Origin of the sequence: Streptomyces sp. NPDC088794, assembly GCF_044750545.1 — a bacterium.
Taxonomy (GTDB): Bacteria; Actinomycetota; Actinomycetes; order Streptomycetales; family Streptomycetaceae; genus Streptomyces.
This window is the reverse complement of the sequence record NZ_JBIVKB010000029.1, coordinates 1-18,464: the sequence shown is the minus strand read 5'-3', so window position 1 is coordinate 18,464 and position 18,464 is coordinate 1. Positions and strand designations below refer to the sequence as shown.

The 18,464-nt window shown below is 66.9% G+C and carries 15 protein-coding genes and 2 pseudogenes; 10 read left to right on the top strand and 7 right to left on the bottom strand.

Annotation, left to right across the window (positions count from 1 at the left end):
• Positions 1 to 77 precede the first annotated feature (77 nt).
• The 3 genes from ACIP6U_RS46755 to ACIP6U_RS46745 form a co-directional block, all read right to left on the bottom strand.
• Positions 78 to 899, bottom strand: a complete 822-nt coding sequence (locus ACIP6U_RS46755) for an alpha/beta fold hydrolase (protein WP_401729434.1) — start codon at positions 897 to 899, stop codon at positions 78 to 80.
• Between the two features lie 18 nt (positions 900 to 917).
• Positions 918 to 1,172: a transcriptional regulator gene (locus ACIP6U_RS46750; protein WP_401729433.1), complete on the bottom strand. Its 255-nt coding sequence runs from the start codon at positions 1,170 to 1,172 to the stop codon at positions 918 to 920.
• Between the two features lie 96 nt (positions 1,173 to 1,268).
• Positions 1,269 to 2,849 carry an AMP-binding protein gene (locus ACIP6U_RS46745; protein ID WP_401729431.1) on the bottom strand — a complete coding sequence of 527 codons (1,581 nt, stop codon included), beginning with the start codon at positions 2,847 to 2,849 and terminating at the stop codon, positions 1,269 to 1,271.
• A 304-nt stretch (positions 2,850 to 3,153) separates the two neighbouring features.
• Between ACIP6U_RS46745 and ACIP6U_RS46740 the strand changes: the two genes are divergently transcribed.
• On the top strand, positions 3,154 to 3,414 hold the full coding sequence (locus ACIP6U_RS46740) for a hypothetical protein (protein ID WP_401729429.1): 261 nt from the start codon (positions 3,154 to 3,156) through the stop codon (positions 3,412 to 3,414).
• Positions 3,415 to 3,631: 217 nt separating this feature from the next.
• Positions 3,632 to 5,290, top strand: coding sequence for a penicillin-binding transpeptidase domain-containing protein (locus ACIP6U_RS46735; protein WP_401729426.1), 1,659 nt, complete (start codon positions 3,632 to 3,634; stop codon positions 5,288 to 5,290).
• 163 nt (positions 5,291 to 5,453) lie between these two features.
• Here ACIP6U_RS46735 and ACIP6U_RS46730 read toward each other — a convergent pair.
• Both ACIP6U_RS46730 and ACIP6U_RS46725 read right to left on the bottom strand, forming a co-directional pair.
• Positions 5,454 to 6,218 (bottom strand): annotated as a pseudogene (locus tag ACIP6U_RS46730) (DUF4142 domain-containing protein).
• A gap of 425 nt (positions 6,219 to 6,643) precedes the next feature.
• Positions 6,644 to 7,618, bottom strand: coding sequence for a DNA-directed RNA polymerase subunit alpha (locus ACIP6U_RS46725; protein ID WP_401729424.1), 975 nt, complete (start codon positions 7,616 to 7,618; stop codon positions 6,644 to 6,646).
• Between the two features lie 1,530 nt (positions 7,619 to 9,148).
• Between ACIP6U_RS46725 and ACIP6U_RS46720 the strand changes: the two genes are divergently transcribed.
• From ACIP6U_RS46720 to ACIP6U_RS46690, 7 genes are all read left to right on the top strand, one after another.
• Complete coding sequence (locus tag ACIP6U_RS46720) at positions 9,149 to 10,264, top strand: hypothetical protein (protein ID WP_401729422.1); 1,116 nt, start codon at positions 9,149 to 9,151, stop codon at positions 10,262 to 10,264.
• Positions 10,265 to 10,283: 19 nt separating this feature from the next.
• On the top strand, positions 10,284 to 10,883 hold the full coding sequence (locus tag ACIP6U_RS46715; protein ID WP_401729420.1) for a hypothetical protein: 600 nt from the start codon (positions 10,284 to 10,286) through the stop codon (positions 10,881 to 10,883).
• Between the two features lie 209 nt (positions 10,884 to 11,092).
• Positions 11,093 to 11,539 (top strand): hypothetical protein, encoded by a 447-nt coding sequence (locus ACIP6U_RS46710; protein WP_401729418.1) that lies wholly within the window; start codon positions 11,093 to 11,095, stop codon positions 11,537 to 11,539.
• Between the two features lie 53 nt (positions 11,540 to 11,592).
• A complete protein-coding gene (locus ACIP6U_RS46705; RefSeq protein ID WP_401729417.1) occupies positions 11,593 to 12,432 on the top strand; it encodes a transposase family protein in 840 nt (279 codons plus the stop codon).
• 589 nt (positions 12,433 to 13,021) lie between these two features.
• The gene (locus ACIP6U_RS46700; RefSeq protein ID WP_401729415.1) at positions 13,022 to 14,359 is read left to right on the top strand and encodes a hypothetical protein; all 1,338 of its coding nucleotides are present in this window, start codon (positions 13,022 to 13,024) and stop codon (positions 14,357 to 14,359) included.
• A gap of 110 nt (positions 14,360 to 14,469) precedes the next feature.
• Entirely contained in the window at positions 14,470 to 15,558 is a 1,089-nt protein-coding gene (locus ACIP6U_RS46695) for a NucA/NucB deoxyribonuclease domain-containing protein (protein ID WP_401729414.1), read from the top strand.
• 18 nt (positions 15,559 to 15,576) lie between these two features.
• Positions 15,577 to 16,104, top strand: a complete 528-nt coding sequence (locus ACIP6U_RS46690; protein ID WP_401729413.1) for a hypothetical protein — start codon at positions 15,577 to 15,579, stop codon at positions 16,102 to 16,104.
• Between the two features lie 215 nt (positions 16,105 to 16,319).
• Here the strand turns inward: ACIP6U_RS46690 and ACIP6U_RS46685 are convergent.
• Positions 16,320 to 17,452, bottom strand: a pseudogene (locus ACIP6U_RS46685) (IS256 family transposase).
• Positions 17,453 to 17,621: 169 nt separating this feature from the next.
• On the opposite strand from ACIP6U_RS46685, the gene ACIP6U_RS46680 reads away from it, so the two are divergent.
• Positions 17,622 to 18,041 (top strand): tyrosine-type recombinase/integrase, encoded by a 420-nt coding sequence (locus ACIP6U_RS46680; protein WP_401729412.1) that lies wholly within the window; start codon positions 17,622 to 17,624, stop codon positions 18,039 to 18,041.
• A 4-nt stretch (positions 18,042 to 18,045) separates the two neighbouring features.
• Here the strand turns inward: ACIP6U_RS46680 and ACIP6U_RS46675 are convergent.
• On the bottom strand, positions 18,046 to 18,464 hold a 419-nt coding region (locus tag ACIP6U_RS46675), incomplete at its 5' end, for an integrase core domain-containing protein (RefSeq protein WP_401729411.1).

Here is an 18,464-nt window from a genome sequence, read left to right as displayed (position 1 = left end):
CGGGTCTGCCTCCGAGGCGCGTCAAAGTGCTCTGCAGGGTTCCGGGGATCACTCGGAGAGGAAGGTGTAGAGGTGGGTCAGGAAGGTGGGCCAGGCGGGGTCGTCCGCGGTGAACAGACGGATGCGGCTCTCGAGCAGGACCAGTCGGCTGTCGGGGATGAGCGTGGCCAGTTCCAGGGCCTGCGCGACGGGGACCCGTGCGTCCTGGCGGGCGAGGTGGTCTGCCGCTGGTAGGCGGTGAAGGCGTCCCACCCCGCGGGGGTGGCCTCGGCGAGGAACTGGGCGGCGAAATACCGCAGGAAGCTGCTTTCCTGGGAGCGCCATCCGGCGCGGGCGATGTTCAGGTCGACCTCGGCGGCATCGCGTTCGGCGTCGTCACGGGCCCGCACCTGCTGGCCTCGGGCGAAGGCCGAGGTGAGGATCAGTCGGCTGACCCGCTCGGGACGGCGAGCGGCATAGGCGACCGCCACCGCGCCGCCCTGTGAGACGCCGAGGAGCGGGAAGCGATCGAAGCCAGCGGCGTCGACCACGGAGTCGAGGTCGTCGATCAGGTCGTCGAGGGCGAGACGGGGCACGGTCCAGTCGGACAGACCGCAGCCCCGTTCGTCGTAGCGGATGAGCTGGCGACCGCGGGTGAGGCCGTCGAACCAGTGCGCCCACATCGGGGTGGTCCGGTCGAGGTCGAGATGCGTCAGCCAGTTCGCCGTCTTCACCAGCGGGGGGGGGCCGTGCCCGGTGATCGCGTACGCGATGCGGGTGCCGTCGGCGGGCCGGCTGAACCGGATGACCTCGTGGTCGGCCTCCGCTCCCGCGGTGGCGGCCGGGATGCCGGACGGTGGCGGCACAGCGAGGGAGGGAACCGTCGTAGGGGCGACGAACTGGAATCCCTGTCGCTCCATCGTACGGATGAACTGCTGTCAGGTATCGTCGCCGCCGACCGCGTGGAGGGCGGCGCGCACCCAGTCGGCGAGGGCCGCCTCGCCGGTCGTGGGTTCGCAACCGATCGCGCCGAGCAGCTCCTTGATGGGTACGACGCGGTCGCGATGCTCCACGAGATGGCAGAGCAGAGCCAGAGCCCGAGGCTCGAGGACAACCTGCCGGCCGTCGCGGCTGAGCCGGCGACGGTCTGTGTACAGCTCGTACAGTCCGAAGTGGAAAACGGCGCCGCTCACGCCGCTGACTGTGCAACGCTTGTTCGATCTCGTGGAGATTTAGAGGAGATATCGGGGAGTTGGGGACGACTCGTGCGCACCGAGGAGAGGGCACGGTCAGGAGCGCACCGGGCCTCTCTCCCGCAGCAGTCGCCGGAGGATCTTGCCCGAGGCCGCCTTCGGTACCGCCTCGATGAACTGCACCCGACGGATCTTCTTGTACGGGGCGACCTGGCCGGCGACGTGGGCCATCACCTCGCTCGCGGAGATCGGTACCCCGGACACCGGGACCACGAACGCCTTGGGCACCTCGTTGCCCTCCTCGTCATGGACACCGATCACGGCAGCGTCGGCGATGCCGGGGTGGCCCACGAGGATCGCCTCGAGTTCGGCCGGTGCCACCTGGTAGCCCTTGTACTTGATGAGTTCCTTGACCCGGTCGACGATGAACCAGTTCCCGTCCTCGTCGACCCGGCCGATGTCACCGGTGTGCAGCCAGCCTTCGGCGTCGACCGTCGCGTCGGTGTCCTCAGGGCGGCCCAAGTAACCCTTCATCACCTGTGGCCCCCGGATCCACACCTCGCCTGCTTCGCCCTCCGCCACGTCCAGCCCGCTGACCGGGTCGACCAGCCTTGCTCGCGTCGACGGGAGCAGACCTCCCACACTGCCGACGGGTTCGTCGAGATCGTCGTCGGCATGGAGATGCGAGACGGGAGACAGCTCCGTCATGCCGTATCCCTGCCCGACCTCCACGCCCAGCCGGTCGGCCACCGCCGCCTGCACCCCGGCGTCCAGCGGCGCTGCGGCGCAGATGATCCGCCGCAGGTGCGAGAGGTCCAGGTTCCCGACCGCGGGGTGCTTGGCCAGCGCCAGCATGACCGGTGGGGCGACGTATGCGTGGGTGATCCGGTCGCGCTCCAGGCTGGTCAGGAACGCGTCGAGGTCGAACCGGGCGTGCACGTACACGGTCGCACCGCGCAGCAGCGCGCCGTTGAGCAGCGCGGTCAGCCCGAAGATGTGGAAGAACGGCAGGATCGCGATGACCCGGTCGCCCTCGGCGAGGCGATGCACGGCCGCTATCTGTTCGAGGTTGGTGCACAGGTTACGGTGGGTCAGCATCACGCCCTTGGGCACACCCGTCGTACCGCTCGAATACGGCAGCACGGCGACATCCACCGCCGGATCGATATCCGGCGTGGACACCTCGCTGTCGCTGAGCAGCCCGAGGACCGGACGGTGACCCTCGGCCGTGTCGCAGACGAGGACCTCGATGTCCCGGCCGGTCTGACGCCGAACCAGGCCGACGGCGGCCCGCGCGGTCTCGACGAGGGGTGAGACGCTGACCATCAGCCGAGCCTCGGAGTCGACCAACTGCTTGGCGATCTCGGCCGGCGTGGCCAGCGGCGACAGCGTGGTCACCGTTCCACCCGCGGCGGAGGTGGCGTAGAGCACGACCGGGAAAAGGATCGTGTTCGGTGAGTGCAGCGCGACCACGTCACCTTTGCGGAGGCCCTCGACGGCGAGTCCCGCCGCGAGTTTGCGCACCAGCCCGGCCAACTCGCCGTACGTCAGCGTCCGTCCGCCGGCCACGTCCACCAACGCCGGCCGCTCTCCGCGCCGTACGGCGTCGGCGAGTATCCGTTCATGCAGGGGGCGGTCGACGACCGCGACATCCGGATACCTGCTCTTGTAGATCATCGAATCTCCGTTTCTCGGCAGGCCGCGTCGATGAGGGCCGCCGCGTGTCGGCCAGGGGCGTTCCGTGTCGTCCCGGACCGAGACGGACCGGGATCACCCGATCATCGGGCTCGCCCCGGTGGCGCGGCTTGGCGGAACTCTGAGGCTTGCCTGAGGGGAGGCTGAGGGGGATCCGAGTGGGCTGTCGCCCGAGGCGGGTCAGCACTGGTAGGCGTTCACCGGTGTCGTGGATTCGTGTGGATTTCGGTGCTCTGCCCGTTCCCAGTGCATTCGCTCCCTCGAAGTGCTCGTGCCCGTTCCCGCCATGACCACAATGGACGCAGGCGTGTGTCGGCGCCCGTCGCGTGCCGTCCTCTCGCCTGCCATCCGGTGGCTGCTGATCGCCCTCGTCCTCTGGACCGTGGGCATGACGGTCGGCCAGTGCGCCCCGCCCGCGCGATGTGCTGCCTCGGCCGCTTTTCTCGCCATGCGCGGGGAGAACCGCGACCTGGTGCGGCGACGGTGGAAGGCCGCGCGGTTCGCCGGTCCGCATCAGCGATTTCGTACGCCGCCCGCCGACTGCTGACGCTGCCTCCGCGGTCAAGGTGCTGTTCGCTGAGCATCTCCACGCTGTTCGGGTCGGTCCGGCGTTCTTGCGCGGCGATGCCGTCGGGGCGGAAGTCGGTCCGGCCGTCTGATCGTCCCCGCTTCGTCGGCTTCCTCCCGCCGGATGTCTTGACAGTCCGGTAACGATCAGGCTCAGCAAACACCTGCACAGTGCAAACAAACATACGATCCGCACCATGAACAGAGCTGTGAAGATCGGCATAGCCGGTACCACTACGGCGCTGCTCGTCTTCGGGGGAATCGGTGCCTACAACATCGTGCAGGCGTTCTCTCCCGGGACGACGGGGAGCGATGAGGCCAAGGCGGCGCGCGCGTTCGACCCGGCGGCGGTGTCGAGTGAGCCGCCATCGGATGCCAAGGCCGTGAAGCTCACCCAGGCTTTCCTGGACAGCTGGTCCGAGCAGCGCCTCGACCTGGCGGCGAACGACACCGACGACTCGACCACGGCCGCATCGGCTCTGCGGGCATACGCGGACGGCCTGCACCTGAAGACGCTGGCCTTCAAGCAGGTCACTTCTGCGGGTCCCTCGACGGTGACGGCGGGCGCCACCAAGGTCACCTTCGACGTGACGGCCAAGGTGGCGGGCGGCACCTGGACCTATCCGAGCGCCGTGGCCGTACGGCAGAGCACCAACGGCCAGTTGGCGGTGCACTGGAACAACTCGGTGCTCTATCCCGGCCTGGGCGACGACCAGTCGCTCACCGCGGGCACCCTTCCCGCGGGCACGAGCACGGCTGCGGTCGTGGCGAGCGACGGCAGGACCGACCTGGCCCGCTTCTCCTCGCTGCACGACATCGTGGCGACGATCCGCCAGAATGCCACCCCGACCGGCGGCAGCACCGGCACCGGCGTCGCCGTGGTCGACGCGGCGGGCGACGGTGTGAAGACACTGCGGGTCTTCTCCAAGGGCAAGGCCCCGGTCATCAAGACGACCATCGACGCCTCCCTCCAGGAGGTGGCCGAGACCGCGGTGAAGGACGCACACCTTCAGGGCAAGCCCGCCGGGACGGTCGCGCTCGACTGGCGGACCGGGCACATCCTCGCCCTGGCCCATACGGGCGCGGACGGCGACATCGCCATCAACGGCATCAAGTCACCGGGCTCCACGATCAAGATCCTCACCTCGGCCGCCCTGTTCGACCAGGCGGGCCTCACCCCGAACAGCCCCGCTCCGTGCACGGACTCGCTGACGGCCAACAGTCAGCTGTTCCACAACGATTCCGGGGTACGCCCCAACGCGGGCTCCACGATCGCCCAGGCGTTCAGGGTCTCGTGCAACACCTCTTTCATCAAGGACGGCTTCCACTACCTCGTACACGACGGAGACGCCTCCGCTCTCCACGAGGAGGCCGTCAACGTCTTCGGCATGGGCAGTTGGTCCATCGGCGGCGGGGTCGCCACCACCGACCCGAGCATCCCGGCGGACGTCCAGGGCGGCGACCAGGCCGCCCAGTTCATCGGCCAGGGACGGGTGACGGCCACCCCGTTGTTCATGGCGTCGGTGGCGGCCACCGTGCGAGGTGTCGGCTTCAACCAGCCCGTCATCCTGCCCGGACAGCACCAGGACACCGCGCCCCGGCCCATCTCCGCCCGCACGGCCGGCTACCTTCAGTCGATGATGCGCACCGTGGCCACCAGCGGTACCGCCACACCACGCCTCGGTGGTCTGACCGGCGTCGGAGCCAAGACCGGCACCGCGGAGGAGGGCGACCACACCAACGGCTGGCTGACCGCGTACAACTCCCGCATCGCCGTCGCCGCCCTGGTCGAAGGCGGCAGCTCCGGGGTGGACTCCGCCGGCTACGTCGTCCGGCACCTGCTCACCAGCAGCTGACGTACCGACGGAATCGACCGTCGCGGCACCGAGGGTCCGCGGGGCCGGTCGGTCTTACCGCGGTTCGGACGGAAGAGAGTTGCCTGCCGGCATTCTCACGGGGGGCCAGGATCCGATGACGTACCGGCCGGATTGGGCGCGCATACGGGGCTTTCCTTGCCGGTCATCCGACCGCCAGGGTGGGCGACGGCGACTGAGTGGCGGTCGGGCCGGTCGGAACTCCGTCGGTCGGCAGACCGGGGGGTACCGTGAGCGCGATCACGGGCGCTCACGGTTGCGGCACCGGTGGTGTGACCTGGCCGGCGGGAAGCTTCGGTGGGTTCGTCTCCATGTTGTTGACCTGGTCGAAGTTCACGAGCTCGGTCTTCTCCATCATCTCGATGTGGTCCAGGACCACATCGTTGGCCTGGTCGGCCAGTTGACGAACCAGGGTGTTCTCGGTGGTGGCGCGGATCTTGGCGATCGTGGAGAAGATCGAACCGTGCGTGACGCGCAGGATGTTGGCCAGGTCTGAGTCGAACTGCCTGCCCGTGTCCGACTTGAACTTCTCCAGGGAACCCTGCTGCTGGGGAGTGGGCTGGTTGGGAATGGTGATGTTGAGTTCGGGGGCGATCCTGTGGCAGCTGGCGTCGAGTGCGGCGTGCCCGATGACCAGGTGTCGGCCGGCGTCGCGCACGGCGGCGGTCGTCCCCCTCTCCATGGTCAGTTGCTCGGAGGTGCCCTCCCACAGTCCTGCGGAACGGACGAAGACCACGAAGTTGCGGTCGGCCTCGGTGAGCGGTCCCCACTGGGTGCTGGCGATCACGCGGGACTGGTTGGTGGACGCGTTCTGGACGCCGAGCATGCTCGGGTATGCCAGGGCGGCGAGGGTCACGGTCAGGGTCCCGCCGACAGCGACGGTTCCGATCGTGCTGCGGGAAATAGGCATCGGACCCCCTGGGACGGAAAGCGGGTACGCCAACAGGTACGGTGCGTAACGGAAAGAGCACTCTTGCTTAGAGCAAAGATTGCACTATGTCAAATCGATGTCTGGTCGCAGGGCTTCGGTAGTGGCCTGCGGGGGCGTGGGTGGAGGTGCGAGTCGTGGAGGTCATCAGTGAACGTGGAGGCTTCCCTACCCTCGATCGGTGGCGACTTCGGCAATCCGCCTGGGCCGTGCAGGCGGTGGATGGTCGGGAGGGCGTGCGTCGTAGCCGTCGATGGCGGTGCGAGCGGTCGCCGGAGAGCGTCGAGTTGGCCGTGAGGACAGTCCTTGGGTCACTCCACGGCAGAGCCGTGAGGCATCTCCTGCAGCCGTTGATCGCCGCATACTGCTTCCTCTCCAGCCGCTGTCCGTCGCACGGCTGCCCGGACTCAGGCGGTGCTGCCGAAGGTGGCGAGTGGGCCGACTCCGGGGCTGTCCTTGAAGGCCAGACCCATATCGGTCAGCTTTGCCTTGACCTCGTCGATGGACTTCGTACCGAAGTTGCGGATGTCCAGGAGGTCGGCCTCGGAGCGGGCGACCAACTCCTCCACGGAGTGGATGCCTTCACGCTTGAGGCAGTTGTAGGAGCGGACGGTGAGGTCCAGCTCCTCGATCGGCAGGGCCAGGTCGGCAGCCAGGGCGGTGTCCGTCGGGGACGGGCCCATGTCGATGCCCTCGGCGTCGATGTTCAGCTCGCGGGCGAGACCGAACAGCTCCACCAGGGTCTTGCCGGCCGACGCCATGGCGTCACGCGGCCGCATGGCCTGCTTGGTCTCGACGTCGACGATCAGCTTGTCGAAGTCGGTCCGCTGCTCGACACGCGTCGCCTCGACCTTGTACGTGACCTTCAGCACCGGGCTGTAGATGGAGTCGACCGGGATACGGCCGATCTCCTGGCCCACCTGCTTGTTCTGAACAGCCGAGACGTAACCGCGGCCGCGCTCGACCGTGAGCTCCATCTCCAGCTTGCCCTTGCCGTTGAGCGTGGCGAGGACCAGGTCGGGGTTGTGCACCTCGACGCTGTTCCGCAGGGCGATGTCGGCGGCGGTGACCAGCCCCGGACCCTGCTTGCGCAGGTACATCACGACCGGCTCGTCGTGCTCCGAGGAGACGACCAGCTGCTTGATGTTGAGGATCAGCTCGGAGACGTCCTCCCTGACGCCCGGCACGGTGGTGAACTCGTGCAGAACGCCGTCGATGCGGATGGACGTGACCGCCGCACCCGGGACCGAGGAGAGGAGCGTACGGCGTAGGGAGTTGCCGAGGGTGTAGCCGAAGCCCGGCTCCAGCGGCTCGATCACGAACCGGGAGCGGAACTCGTCGACGACCTCTTCGGTCAACGACGGACGCTGGGCAATCAGCATGAGACAGGGCCTCCAGCTATTCGTCGCCCGGTACCGGGCGACACGGGCATCAAAGCTTTGGAAATCCTTCGGTCTCGTTCAGGGGCGGGGACGGCGTCGCGACCCTCGACGGAAGCCCGCCCCGGGCACGCGCGCCTCGCGTCGATGCGCGGCATCACTTTGGGAACGGCCACGGGCCGCACGGCCGCTCTGGGCGAGTGCAGAGCTTGTGTCCCAACTGGCCGCACAGTTATCTCCTCCGGTCGTTCACGGACCGACGAAAGGCGTCCGTGGCCCCGTTGTTGCGTTCTTGCTCCTTCTTTGGTCAAGCTTTGCATGATGCAAAATAGCACGCTGGTGCCAGCAGCCGCCGACTGGACATGCGTAGCGGGAGCCTTGTGGCCGCTGCGGCGCGGACTCGGTCGGGTCGTGGCACATGGGAGAGGCGGTGGCTCGATCCCCAGCAGCTCTGGCCCTCAAATGCCCAGAGAGACAGAGCCCCATCGTGGCCACTGCTTCCTACGGCAACACCGACGTCCCTGTCGACGATCAAGCTTGGACGTTTCGTCGGCCGCCCCGGACGAGGCGTTGCTGCCGTCCTCCTCGTACAACCGCACGATGTGTGCGCCATCGGTCGCTTCGCGGCGCGGAACTCTGCCCTGGGGTGCCGCGGCGCGGTCAGGATCTCAGTGGTGCCCGGCACCAGTGCAGAGCCTCCGAGAGGCCGTCGCTCCGCACGTCGACGCTGATGAGCGCGGAAGACGTCGACGCCTTCGGCGGGGTGCCGAGGTCGGTGCCCTCAGATGCGCTCGCTGGACTGCTGAATCAGGTGCAAACCGGCTTGGAGCATCTCGTGATTCCGCTGACGGCCGTCCACGCGTTGCTCGTGTGGTGCTAGGCACGCACCCTGCTCACCGAAGACCTCGACCTGTCTTGCGGCGCGCTTCAGGTCTGCCGGCGCTGCTGCTGAGCACGGGAAATCTGAAGGACTTCACCCACCAACTTGCCGCCGATTGGTGCACCTACCGTCACCGCTGCTGGCCTGGCTCTGCCAACCGTCATCTACTGGGCGGTCATTGAGCGGTGTGCATCGTAAAGTCACAGGTCACAGGTCACAGGTCTGGCTTGAATGGCGAGTTGGGTACTCGTGCCGGTCGGCGGCCGATGGCCATGGCGTAGATCGTCGGCCAGGGCAGCGCTTCACGCACCCATACCTGAACCGGCCGCTCCCCGGCTCGCTCACCGTGACGTACGCCACACGGAAAGCGCCTTCACTTGTAATGAGCATGTTAATTGGTAGCGTTTCGGTCGCACAGTGTTACCAGATCATCTCGTTGTGAAGGGAAAACTGTGAGACCCGTTTTCAGAACGACCCTGATAGCCCTGGTCCTTGCGTTACTTCCCGCGCAAGCGATCGCCGCAACATCGCAGTCCCAAGCCCCATCCAGCCAAACCTCTTCAACGGCGAGCACGCCCGAGCCGAAACCGAAGAAGGCCGAGCTGCCCGACTCTCGCCTCGCGGCGGCCGGCGTCACCACCACCTGCGCCAAGGTGCGGTCCGAACTCGCCGCACGGGCGGCCAAGGGCGAGAAGAACGTCACCTGCGTCATGCCCGGCCCTGAGCAGAAGCTCTCCGCCCCGCAGGCCACGTTGCTCGCCGACCGAACCCCCGTCCCCCTGCCGGACTGGTGCTACGACGTGTCGAACGGCGACGGCGCCTGGTGGTACACACGTTCCGAGGCGTGCGCCATCGGCTCCTGGATCGTCGACGTCATCGAGGTGCCCAGCGGCGAACTGGTCGGACAGATCTACTACTTGCAGGCCGATCTCATCTACACCAATGCCACCCTGCCGAACTGGGGCCACCAGTTGGCCATCAGCATGGTCGACGGCTGGGGTCTGATCAGCGGCACCACGGTCAGCGGCGACGCTACCTGCAACGGAGCCTGCACCCTTCCGGCCTCCGACATCGACTTCCCGGCCCAGGCCGTGACCCCCACCAGCGTCCCCTACGGTGACGCACTGCCCACCACCACGGTCTCCGCAGCGGGAGCCACCGGCACTGCGAAGACCACGATGTACTACAAGTTCAGCAACCCTGCGTGGACCAACAGCACCCCGCTGACCGGTTCCACCCCGCCGGTGGACGTCCGCTGCGACAACGCCACTCCCGGGGTCACCTCGATCGGCTGTGTCTTCAAGGACTACGAGCCGGTCAACGTCGTCAGCCTCAGCGGCTCCTACCCGAACTACGCACGCCACATCCGGGACGCTCAGGCGTCCGGGCTGCCCGGCGCCTATCCGAACGGCACCCCTCTGACCCGGCTGACCGATGCCGCGCTGCGTCAGAGCAACGGCGACACCGCCTGCCCGCAGGCGTCCAGCGGCGGCTACCCGCGGCCGACCGGATACAGCTGTGATGAGTATCCGTTCCGCTCGACCTGGCAGGGCGCCTTCACCAGCGCGACACCGCCCAACCCGGGCAGAACGTTCGACTGGTGCCAGATCAGCGCGCTCCCTCAGGGCGTCACCGGCCCGAACGGCTGGAGTGCCTGCATGATCCCCGCGACGGAGAACTCCAACGCCGGTCTCCTGGACCTGCGGGTCTTCTACAACGACAACCGGGTCATTGAGAAGGATCCGTTCTTCGTCTGGATCGTCGACTGACAATCCGTAGCATGGCCGCATGATTGAGCCAGCGCCCACGACGGCTTCCAGCCCGGTCCACGTCGACTACCACGCGTTCGAGCTCACGGACTCCGACGAGCGTGTGCCCATGGGTTTCGACACCTCGAACGGACTGGTCTTCTCCCGACCCGGGCACGCCGTCATCTGCACCGGCATCAACAGCGGCCCGGTCAACGTCAGCATCCAGTTGCGCCGGTCTCCGCCCGAGCGGGCGGAGACCGGCGCCTGGGACGAAGTCGTCGACCACAGCGTTGAAACACGCACAGGCCGCTTGCGTGTCACGTGCGTGATGGACGATCCGCCGGAACTCCCCGCGCTGACACCGTTCGGGCCGGGCTCGTACCGCATTCGGGTGCACGCCCGAGGCCGCGACACCGCGCCCGACGGCCACGTCGTCGATCCCGTCGAGGACTATCTGCTCGTCGTGTGGCCCGACGAGCTTCGCCCCGATGAGGTCCACAAGCAGACCGACCGCTACGGCGCTCAACTACGCGGCCAGCCCGGCAGGCCGGCACCCCCGAAGGAACCCGTCACAGACACCGAATCCGAACGGCAACGCCTCATGCGGGCCCGGCTCAAGCGACGCAGTTCTCAGTGAGCGGTCTGCATCGTGAAGTGGCAGGTCACGGGTCTGGCGTGAATGGCGAGTTGGGTACTCGTGCCGGTTGACGGCCGATGACCATCGCGTAGATCTTCGGGCAGGTCCGGCTCCGGCGGGATGCCGGGTTCGGCTGCGCCGACGACCGGCCCCCGCCTACGATCCGTCAGCAGGTCGGCACGCCGTGAGAACGCGGGAGGGTGCGGGGGATGCAGGAGCGGCAGTGGATCACTGCCCGCCGAAGTGAACTGGACGCTCTCGCCAAGGAGTTGGCCAAGCAGCTCCAGGAGGTCCAGACCGAGCTGGATGAACTGGCGATCGCGGAGCGGGTGCTGAACCGCCTGGCCGAGCAGGCCCGGGCCGACGCCGGGGCTGCTGCTGCAGTACCGGTGAAGGTGGCCGGGCGGGCAGTCCTGCTCATCCCGCATCGCAGCGACGCGGCCGACGAGGGCGCGATGCCCGCCGACTACCGCAAGATCCTGGCGATCATGCGGGAGGCCGACGGGCCGGTGCAGGTCCGGGTGGTCGGCGAGCGGCTGGGGCTGGACACCTCGGTGCGCGGCAAGCTGGAACCTCTGCGGGCGAAGATGACCAAGGTCGCCGACCGCGGCTGGCTGCACAAACGCCCTGACGGGCAGTTCACCACACGTCCATAACTGCACGGGGCAGGGGCGTAACTGACAGGCCCCCGACGGCAGTTGAGTTTGGTGTGACGAAAAACAACAGTTCCGTCGAGGGCCCTGACGGCCTTGTCTACACCGCCCGCCTGCCGCTGTCGACTGCCACCCTGAACCATCTCGCCAACCTGATACGCGGCCACCTGAAGAAGATCGGCTCACGGTGGCGTGCACTGCCCGCGGGGAAGATCGCCACCATCGTCCTGGCGGTGCTGCGCTGTGACCAGCGGCCCGGTGACCTGGCCGGCGGCAACGGAGTGCACCGCACCACCGTGAGTCGCTGGGTGAGGGAGGTCGTGGGCCTGCTGGCCGCCCGCGCCCCGCGCCTGGACCGCGCGCTGAAGAAAATCGCCCGAACGGGTGGCGGAATCGTACTGCTGGACGGCTCCCTGATACGCACCCGGCGGCGCACCGGAACAGCGAACCGGAAGAACTACTCCGGCAAGAACAAATGCCACGGCCTGCTCGTGATCGCCCTCACCGACGACCGGGGCCGACTGCTGTGGGCCTCGGCGGCCCGCCCCGGGCGCACCTCGGAGATCACCGCCTGCCGGCACGACAAGCTCACCCGGAAACTGCGGGAAGCCGGGCTGGGAGCCATCGCCGACCTGGGATTCGTCGGCCTCGACGACAGTGATCCCGGCGCCGATCCGGCGGTGATCACCGGTTACAAGGCGGCCCGGAACCGGCCCCTGACGCGAGGCCAGAAGCTGTCCAACACGGCACTGGCGGCCGTCCGGGCACCCGTCGAGCACGGTTTCGCCCACCTCAAGAACTGGCGCGTCCTCGGCAAGGTACGCACCGACCCCGCCTGGGCGACCGCCCTGGTCCGGGCCCTGCTGGTCCTCACGAACCGCGAAGTCGCCCGATGACCGACGATCTTCACTGAAGTCACCTGCCAGCGACCAGCACGAGCACCCCGATGCCCACGCACACCACCCCCGTGACCGGCAACTTCAGCTTGCACACCGCTCATTGCTCGGCGCTCAACCAGGAGCGCCCTCCGGTGTCCTTCAGAACGATCCGGATTGTTGTCCCGACGGCCGCGCGATGGAGGGGCTGTGTCAGGACCGCATCTCGGACGATGGCGATGGCGATGGCCGAGGCGAGGCTGCGAGCGACGGCAGCTGCCAGAGCTGACCAACCGCGGAGGGGGCGGCCGAGCCGTCCCCAATACTTTTCAGCCCCGATCGCTTGTCGTCCCCATGTCTCCACCTCAGGCGATCGCCTAGGGGCTCATGTCTCAGGTCCTCGGTGACGGGGTGCGTTCCAGCATCTCAGCAGGCCGAAGCGCGAACCATCACACCCTCTGTGAAGGGACAGACAGCTCGATCTGCGCCTGGGTGCCGAAGTACCCGGTCCTACGGATTCAGCCAGGTTTCGACACGGGTGTGTGGCCTGTGCATGTACCGGAAAGGACCTCGACCACTCATTCGATCATCGTATGTAGGAGCGTTGCGCGTGCGACGAAGACTTCTTCCTGCCCTGTCCGCAGCCGTAGCCGCCGTTGTCCTACCGCTGACCACCGCGTCCCCGGCGGCGGCGAGCCCGCCGACGACCAGCTGTCAGATCGAGCACGAAGCGTCGATCATCTTCTGGGGTGTCGCCTGCACTCAGCCGGGGGAACCGGTGATCGGCGCCTTCGCTACCTGGCGAAACACACCCATCACGTTCACCAGCGGCTCGACCGGCGACACGACCGTGTCTGCGGCCAACTACCTCACGATGACACCCAACACCGAGGGCGGCCTCTTCGCCAACTACGTCCAGGTCGGTCTCTACGCCGAAAAGACGGGCGCATCAACATCCACCTACGGCCCGCGGTGGACGGAGCTGGGTGACAGCGGCGGTCGCACGGAAGCCATCACGGCCGGCACCAATCCCTCGACGCCGGACGGAACGAACCACACGTACATGGTGCTGCGCCAGGACAACACCGACCAGTGGGACGTGCTCTACGACTTCAACTGGGTCGGCTCCACCACCGACCAGCTCGCCGTACCACGGGGCAACGCGAACCGGATCGACATCGGCCTGGAGGTGATGGGCCCTCAGTACCTCACAGTTCCGCAGATCGCCAACCGCGTGCAGTACATGGCCGAGAACAAGACCTGGTACCGCGCCGCGACCGCCAACACCGCACAGGTCGCTTCCCTGGGCCTCTGCGGTCAGGGCAGCACCGCGCCCTACTGCTTCGACATGCAACTCACCGACAACACCACCTTCACCCAACTCGCCGTGGCCAAGCCAGGACCGACGACGCTGCAATCCCTCGACGGCTCGGCCGGCCCCGAACAGGGTCTACCCGGCGGGCAGCCATCCTCAGCAGGAACCACGCCGTTGGCGACGCACGGGACCTACAACGGGGTCGACCAGACGGCGCTCGCCGCATGCATGACGCAGGACCCGGACAGCTGCCTGACCACCGTTCCGGGACTGGCACAGTGCGTCCAGACGGTTCAGCGGTGCAACGCAGCCGCGCTGACGGCCAAGGACACGGACGCAGGCCGGATGTCGGCCTCCACCGCCTCCGGCGCCAGCCGCGAGCAGATCCTGGCACGGGCGGCCGCGTCCTTCGACGTCCCCGCCCAGGAACTGGACATCACCGCCGCGAAGAGCACCGCCACCCCGCCCTCCGCGGCCGGTTCCGGCGCCACGGACGCTGTCTGGACCGTTGATTCCTCGTCCCCGACGCACGGCCTGGAGCAGCGAGGTCACCTGTTCCACGGCTTCCGAGCCACCTACTCGGCAGTGACCGGCCGACTCCTCGACGCCTGCTGGGGGACGATGTGCAGCTGATACGACTCCGCACAAACCGTCGCGTCACTTCCCGGTCTGCGGACCGGATATCCGGCCTCGCCCACGGGTCAAGACTGATCACTACGGTACTGGCCGCCTTCGCCACCCTCGTGGCGATCCTGGGACCGACGTCGACAGCAGAAGCGGCGACGGCCGCTCCGCTGCGGCAGCCGACGACTGCCGCGCTGGCTGCCGAGGCCGATGACCTCCGCACCGAATGCGCCGACCATCCCGAGGCCAACTCGCAGACCGGCTGGGTCAAGAGCCGCTTCGAGACCTGCGTGCACCAGCCCGTCAACCTGACTCTCAAGAGGGCCAACGGGGAGATTCTCGGCCACCTGACATTCGATCTGTGGGTCCTCGGCTTCGCCTACGACGGCTCCCGCCGAGTGGACTACGTGAGCAGCATCGAAAACATCGTGCCGGTGTCCGTCAGCGGCGACGACCCCGCCACCTGGGTCCTCAGCCAGCAATACTCCGACACCGTCAACCTCGGAGACTCCGGCACCAACCCCGTCATCACCCCGCCCACAGACACCCTGCGCAGCGCTCCGCTCGCCGAATGGGTGGCCGTACCGCAGTGGACCGTCACCTACACCTCACCCGACACTGGCGGCTACGACCCGGCCAACTCGCAGATCGTCGCCGGCCGGATCACCCTGGCCATGACCCTCACCTCACCCACATCCGTACCGTGGATCGAACCGGACATGGCGCACTCCGACATCCGCTTCGACTACGCCGGACCGGTGGCCGGCAAATACCAGGGCACCGTCTTCACCGGCGCACGCGTCGAACTCCAGCTCAGCCTGAGCGACCCCGAGGTCGACCAGAGCGCTCGGCACATCCTCGACGCCCAGCAGTTCCCCGAGCGGACATTCCCCTCATGGCCCGGCAAGTCCGTCCCCGGCGCGCAGGAGCCGCTCCACCGGCTGACCGATACCGAGCAGAGGGATGCCAACAGGAATCAGGCCATCAAGACCTGCAAGGACGTGTGGGGCGACTACTCTGGAACCGGTCTGGAATGCGATGAATACCCCTTCGCGAGCACCAAGGAGCGTGGAGAGGGCAACTTGCGCTATTCAGCCAGACTCATCGACGGAACCGACAATGGAAAGGGAGGCAACCGATTGAACGCCATGTACACGATGAACCGCGTCCTTGATGGTGACGCCTTCTACGTCACCATCGTCCCGTAAGACGGAGAATTCCCGATCGTGACGCTCATCATGGAGTACCGCACGAGTGCCCGGCCGGACCGCTGTGTGATCGAGGTCTATGACGCCGATGCGTACGAAGGCGACGCGGAAGCCTGGGACCGGGCCGAGACTGAAGTAGTCGCAGGCAACGGCTATCACCTGTACCTCCGCACTCTGCAATCCGATTTGCGCGTCGAGGTCGCCATCCGAGTCTGGGACGCCCCCCAGGTTCCCCCTGAGGGCGTCGAAGGCTGGATCGGTATCAGCCTGGAGTCAGAAACCAGCGAACTGGTCGTGAACCAACTCACTTCCGGTCCGGTCGGCACGACCAGGTTGCCCCGCCCCGGTGTCTACGCCGGACATGCATGGTGGACAGGCCGGCAGGCCGCGGCGGACTACTACGACCAGAACATCCGGGGAGGCTCCCGGCAATTCGACACCGTGGAAGATGTTCGTCGTGTGCTGGAACTGTCGCCGGTCGTGGAGCGGTACACCCTCGACCTGTGGTTCCTTCGCGAGTCTGTGCCCGAGGACGAAGAGGCATGAAGGACCCAACACCCCGCGCTTGAAGGGCGCGGGGTGTTCCTCTACCACACACGCGCCCGTCGCGTGATCACTGTCTCCCAAACAGAACCACCCCCAACTGATCCACGGCCCCAGCGGCGCTCGTGGACCAGCTCACCTGCAACGCCACTCTCATCGAGACAGGCACCGAGTCCTACGGGTGTGTCAATTTAACGGCTGATCTTGGTTGTTGATGGTCAGTTGTTGCTTGGGGTGAGGCGGCCTTCGAAGGCGATCTGGAACGCGTTCAGGGGTGCTTTCCGGCGCATGGTCCAGCGCTTGCGGCCCTTCCCGGTCGGTCCAGGCTCATCAGTGCCATGTAGATGCACTTCAGGGCGGCGGCCTCGTTGGGGAAGTGCCCGCGGGCGCGAACAGCCCGGCGGATGCGGGCATTGACACTCTCGATCGCGTTCGTGCTGCAGATGACCTTGCGGATCTCGACGTCGAAGGAGAGGAAGGGCACGAACTCGGGCCAGGCGTCAGACCACAGCTTCACGATCGCCGGATACTTCCGGCCCCACTCCTCCTGGAACTCCAGGAACCGCTCCGTCGCCGCGTCCTCGCTGGACGCGGTGTAGACGGGCTTGAGAGCTTTGGCGACCTTGTCCCAGTCCTGACGGGCTGCATATCGGAACGAGTTCCGCAGCAGGTGAACCACACACGTCTGGACGATCGTACGAGGCCAGACGGCCTCCACCGCCTCGGGAAGGCCCTTCAGCCCGTCGCAGACCAGCATCAGCACGTCGTCCAGGCCGCGGTTCTTCAGCTCGGTGAACACATGCAGCCAGTACTTGGCGCCCTCTTCGCCGTCGCCGGCCCAGATGCCGAGGATGTCGCGGGTGCCGTCCACCGTCACAGCCATCACCACGAACAAAACGGGGTAAACACGGTCGAGGGGACGGTTCTGCCACTCGGCCATTCCTTCCATCACCTTGTCGGTAATGGTGGAGATGGTCTGCTTGGACACCTCGGCCAGGTGAGCGGCGATCTCGCCGTGCGTCAGCCCTTTCGCGGACAACGACAGAACCATCTCGTCGACCCCGGTCAGCCGCCGCTGCCGCTTCCTGACGATCTGCGGCTCGAACGTGCCCGCAGTGTCACGCGGCACCTTGACCTCGACCGGCCCGACGTCGGTCAGCACGGTCTTGGCCCGGCCCCCGTTGCGCGAGTTGCCACTGCCCCGGCCGGCCGCATCGAGCTTCTCATAGCCCAGGTGATCAGCAATCTCACCTTCCAGTGCAGACTCCAGGACCCGCTTGGTCAGCTGCTGCAGCAGCCCACCCTGCCCGGTCAGCTGCAGTCCCTCCGACCTGGCCCGTTCCACCAGCATCGCGACCAGCCGCTCGTCCGACACAGGGACGGACGGCCCGGACTGGGCACTCTCGACAGATTCCACGGTCTCCAACTCCACGGCGGTGTCAGTCACTTGACGTCTCTCCCATGACCGTCGGATCCGCCGTTAGATTTACACTCCCCCTTCCCTTGAGGAGTTCATAGCTGTGTCTGTCGACGTAACGGACGAAGAATGGCTGTTGTCCGTGGAGCAGGTTCGATCGCTCCTTGAATGGATTCATGGGCACGCGGGAGTTGATCGCTCGGTGTGTCCCTTCATACGCACCGTGACGGAGCAGGCGCTGCGTCTGGGCGAGGCTCGCGCTTTACGAGTCCGCGACGTGGTGCTCCCGGAGCGTGACTTGGGCACGCTGACAACCCGTCACCGGGGAGTGGCGCGGGAGATCCCCCTCCAGCCCGAGCTCGTTGAGTTCCTGCGTGAGTGGATCAGTTGGGCTGGTCTGCGGGAGGACGATCTGCTGTTTCCCGGCAGGCGCGGTGGGCGCCTCTCGGCTTCCGTCTACCGGCGGGTGTGGGAGCAGGCCCAAGAGGCTGTCCTGCCCCGTGTCGTGTGCAACCGACGATGATCGTTTACGCCTGGGGTGCGGTCTTCTGCTTGAGGCGTTCGTAGGGAGTCTGGCCGCCGAGGCCGCCGTGTGGGCGATGGTAGTTGTAGTAGTCCTCCCACTCGCGCAGCTTGTCGTTGAAGACCTCGGCATCGTCGATGATGACGCCCTCCAGGAGCCGGTAGAACTCCTCGCCGTCGATCCGGTGAGAGCGTTCGACCTTCCCGTTCAGCCGCGGTGTGCGGGGCTTTATGTAGGCGTGACCGATGCCCTTGTCGAGGATGTGGAAGTGGAAGGCCGACTGGAACTCGGCTCCGTTGTCCGTCTGGATCACCTCCACCTGGAACGGCAGCCTCTGCAGGACGTAGTCGACGAACTGGATGGCGGTGGCCTGGTTGAGCGTCGGGTAGATCTTCAGGACCCGCAGCCGGGTGCAGTCGTCGA

Bases quoted from the DNA above. Each gene is read 5' to 3' on its own strand.
- ACIP6U_RS46755 (WP_401729434.1), bottom strand. From the start codon at position 899: ATGGAGCGACAGGGATTCCAGTTCGTCGCCCCTACGACGGTTCCCTCC.
- ACIP6U_RS46745 (WP_401729431.1), bottom strand. From the start codon at position 2,849: ATGATCTACAAGAGCAGGTATCCGGATGTCGCGGTCGTCGACCGCCCC.
- ACIP6U_RS46740 (WP_401729429.1), top strand. From the start codon at position 3,154: ATGACCACAATGGACGCAGGCGTGTGTCGGCGCCCGTCGCGTGCCGTC.
- ACIP6U_RS46735 (WP_401729426.1), top strand. From the start codon at position 3,632: ATGAACAGAGCTGTGAAGATCGGCATAGCCGGTACCACTACGGCGCTG.
- ACIP6U_RS46725 (WP_401729424.1), bottom strand. From the start codon at position 7,618: ATGCTGATTGCCCAGCGTCCGTCGTTGACCGAAGAGGTCGTCGACGAG.
- ACIP6U_RS46715 (WP_401729420.1), top strand. From the start codon at position 10,284: ATGATTGAGCCAGCGCCCACGACGGCTTCCAGCCCGGTCCACGTCGAC.
- ACIP6U_RS46710 (WP_401729418.1), top strand. From the start codon at position 11,093: ATGCAGGAGCGGCAGTGGATCACTGCCCGCCGAAGTGAACTGGACGCT.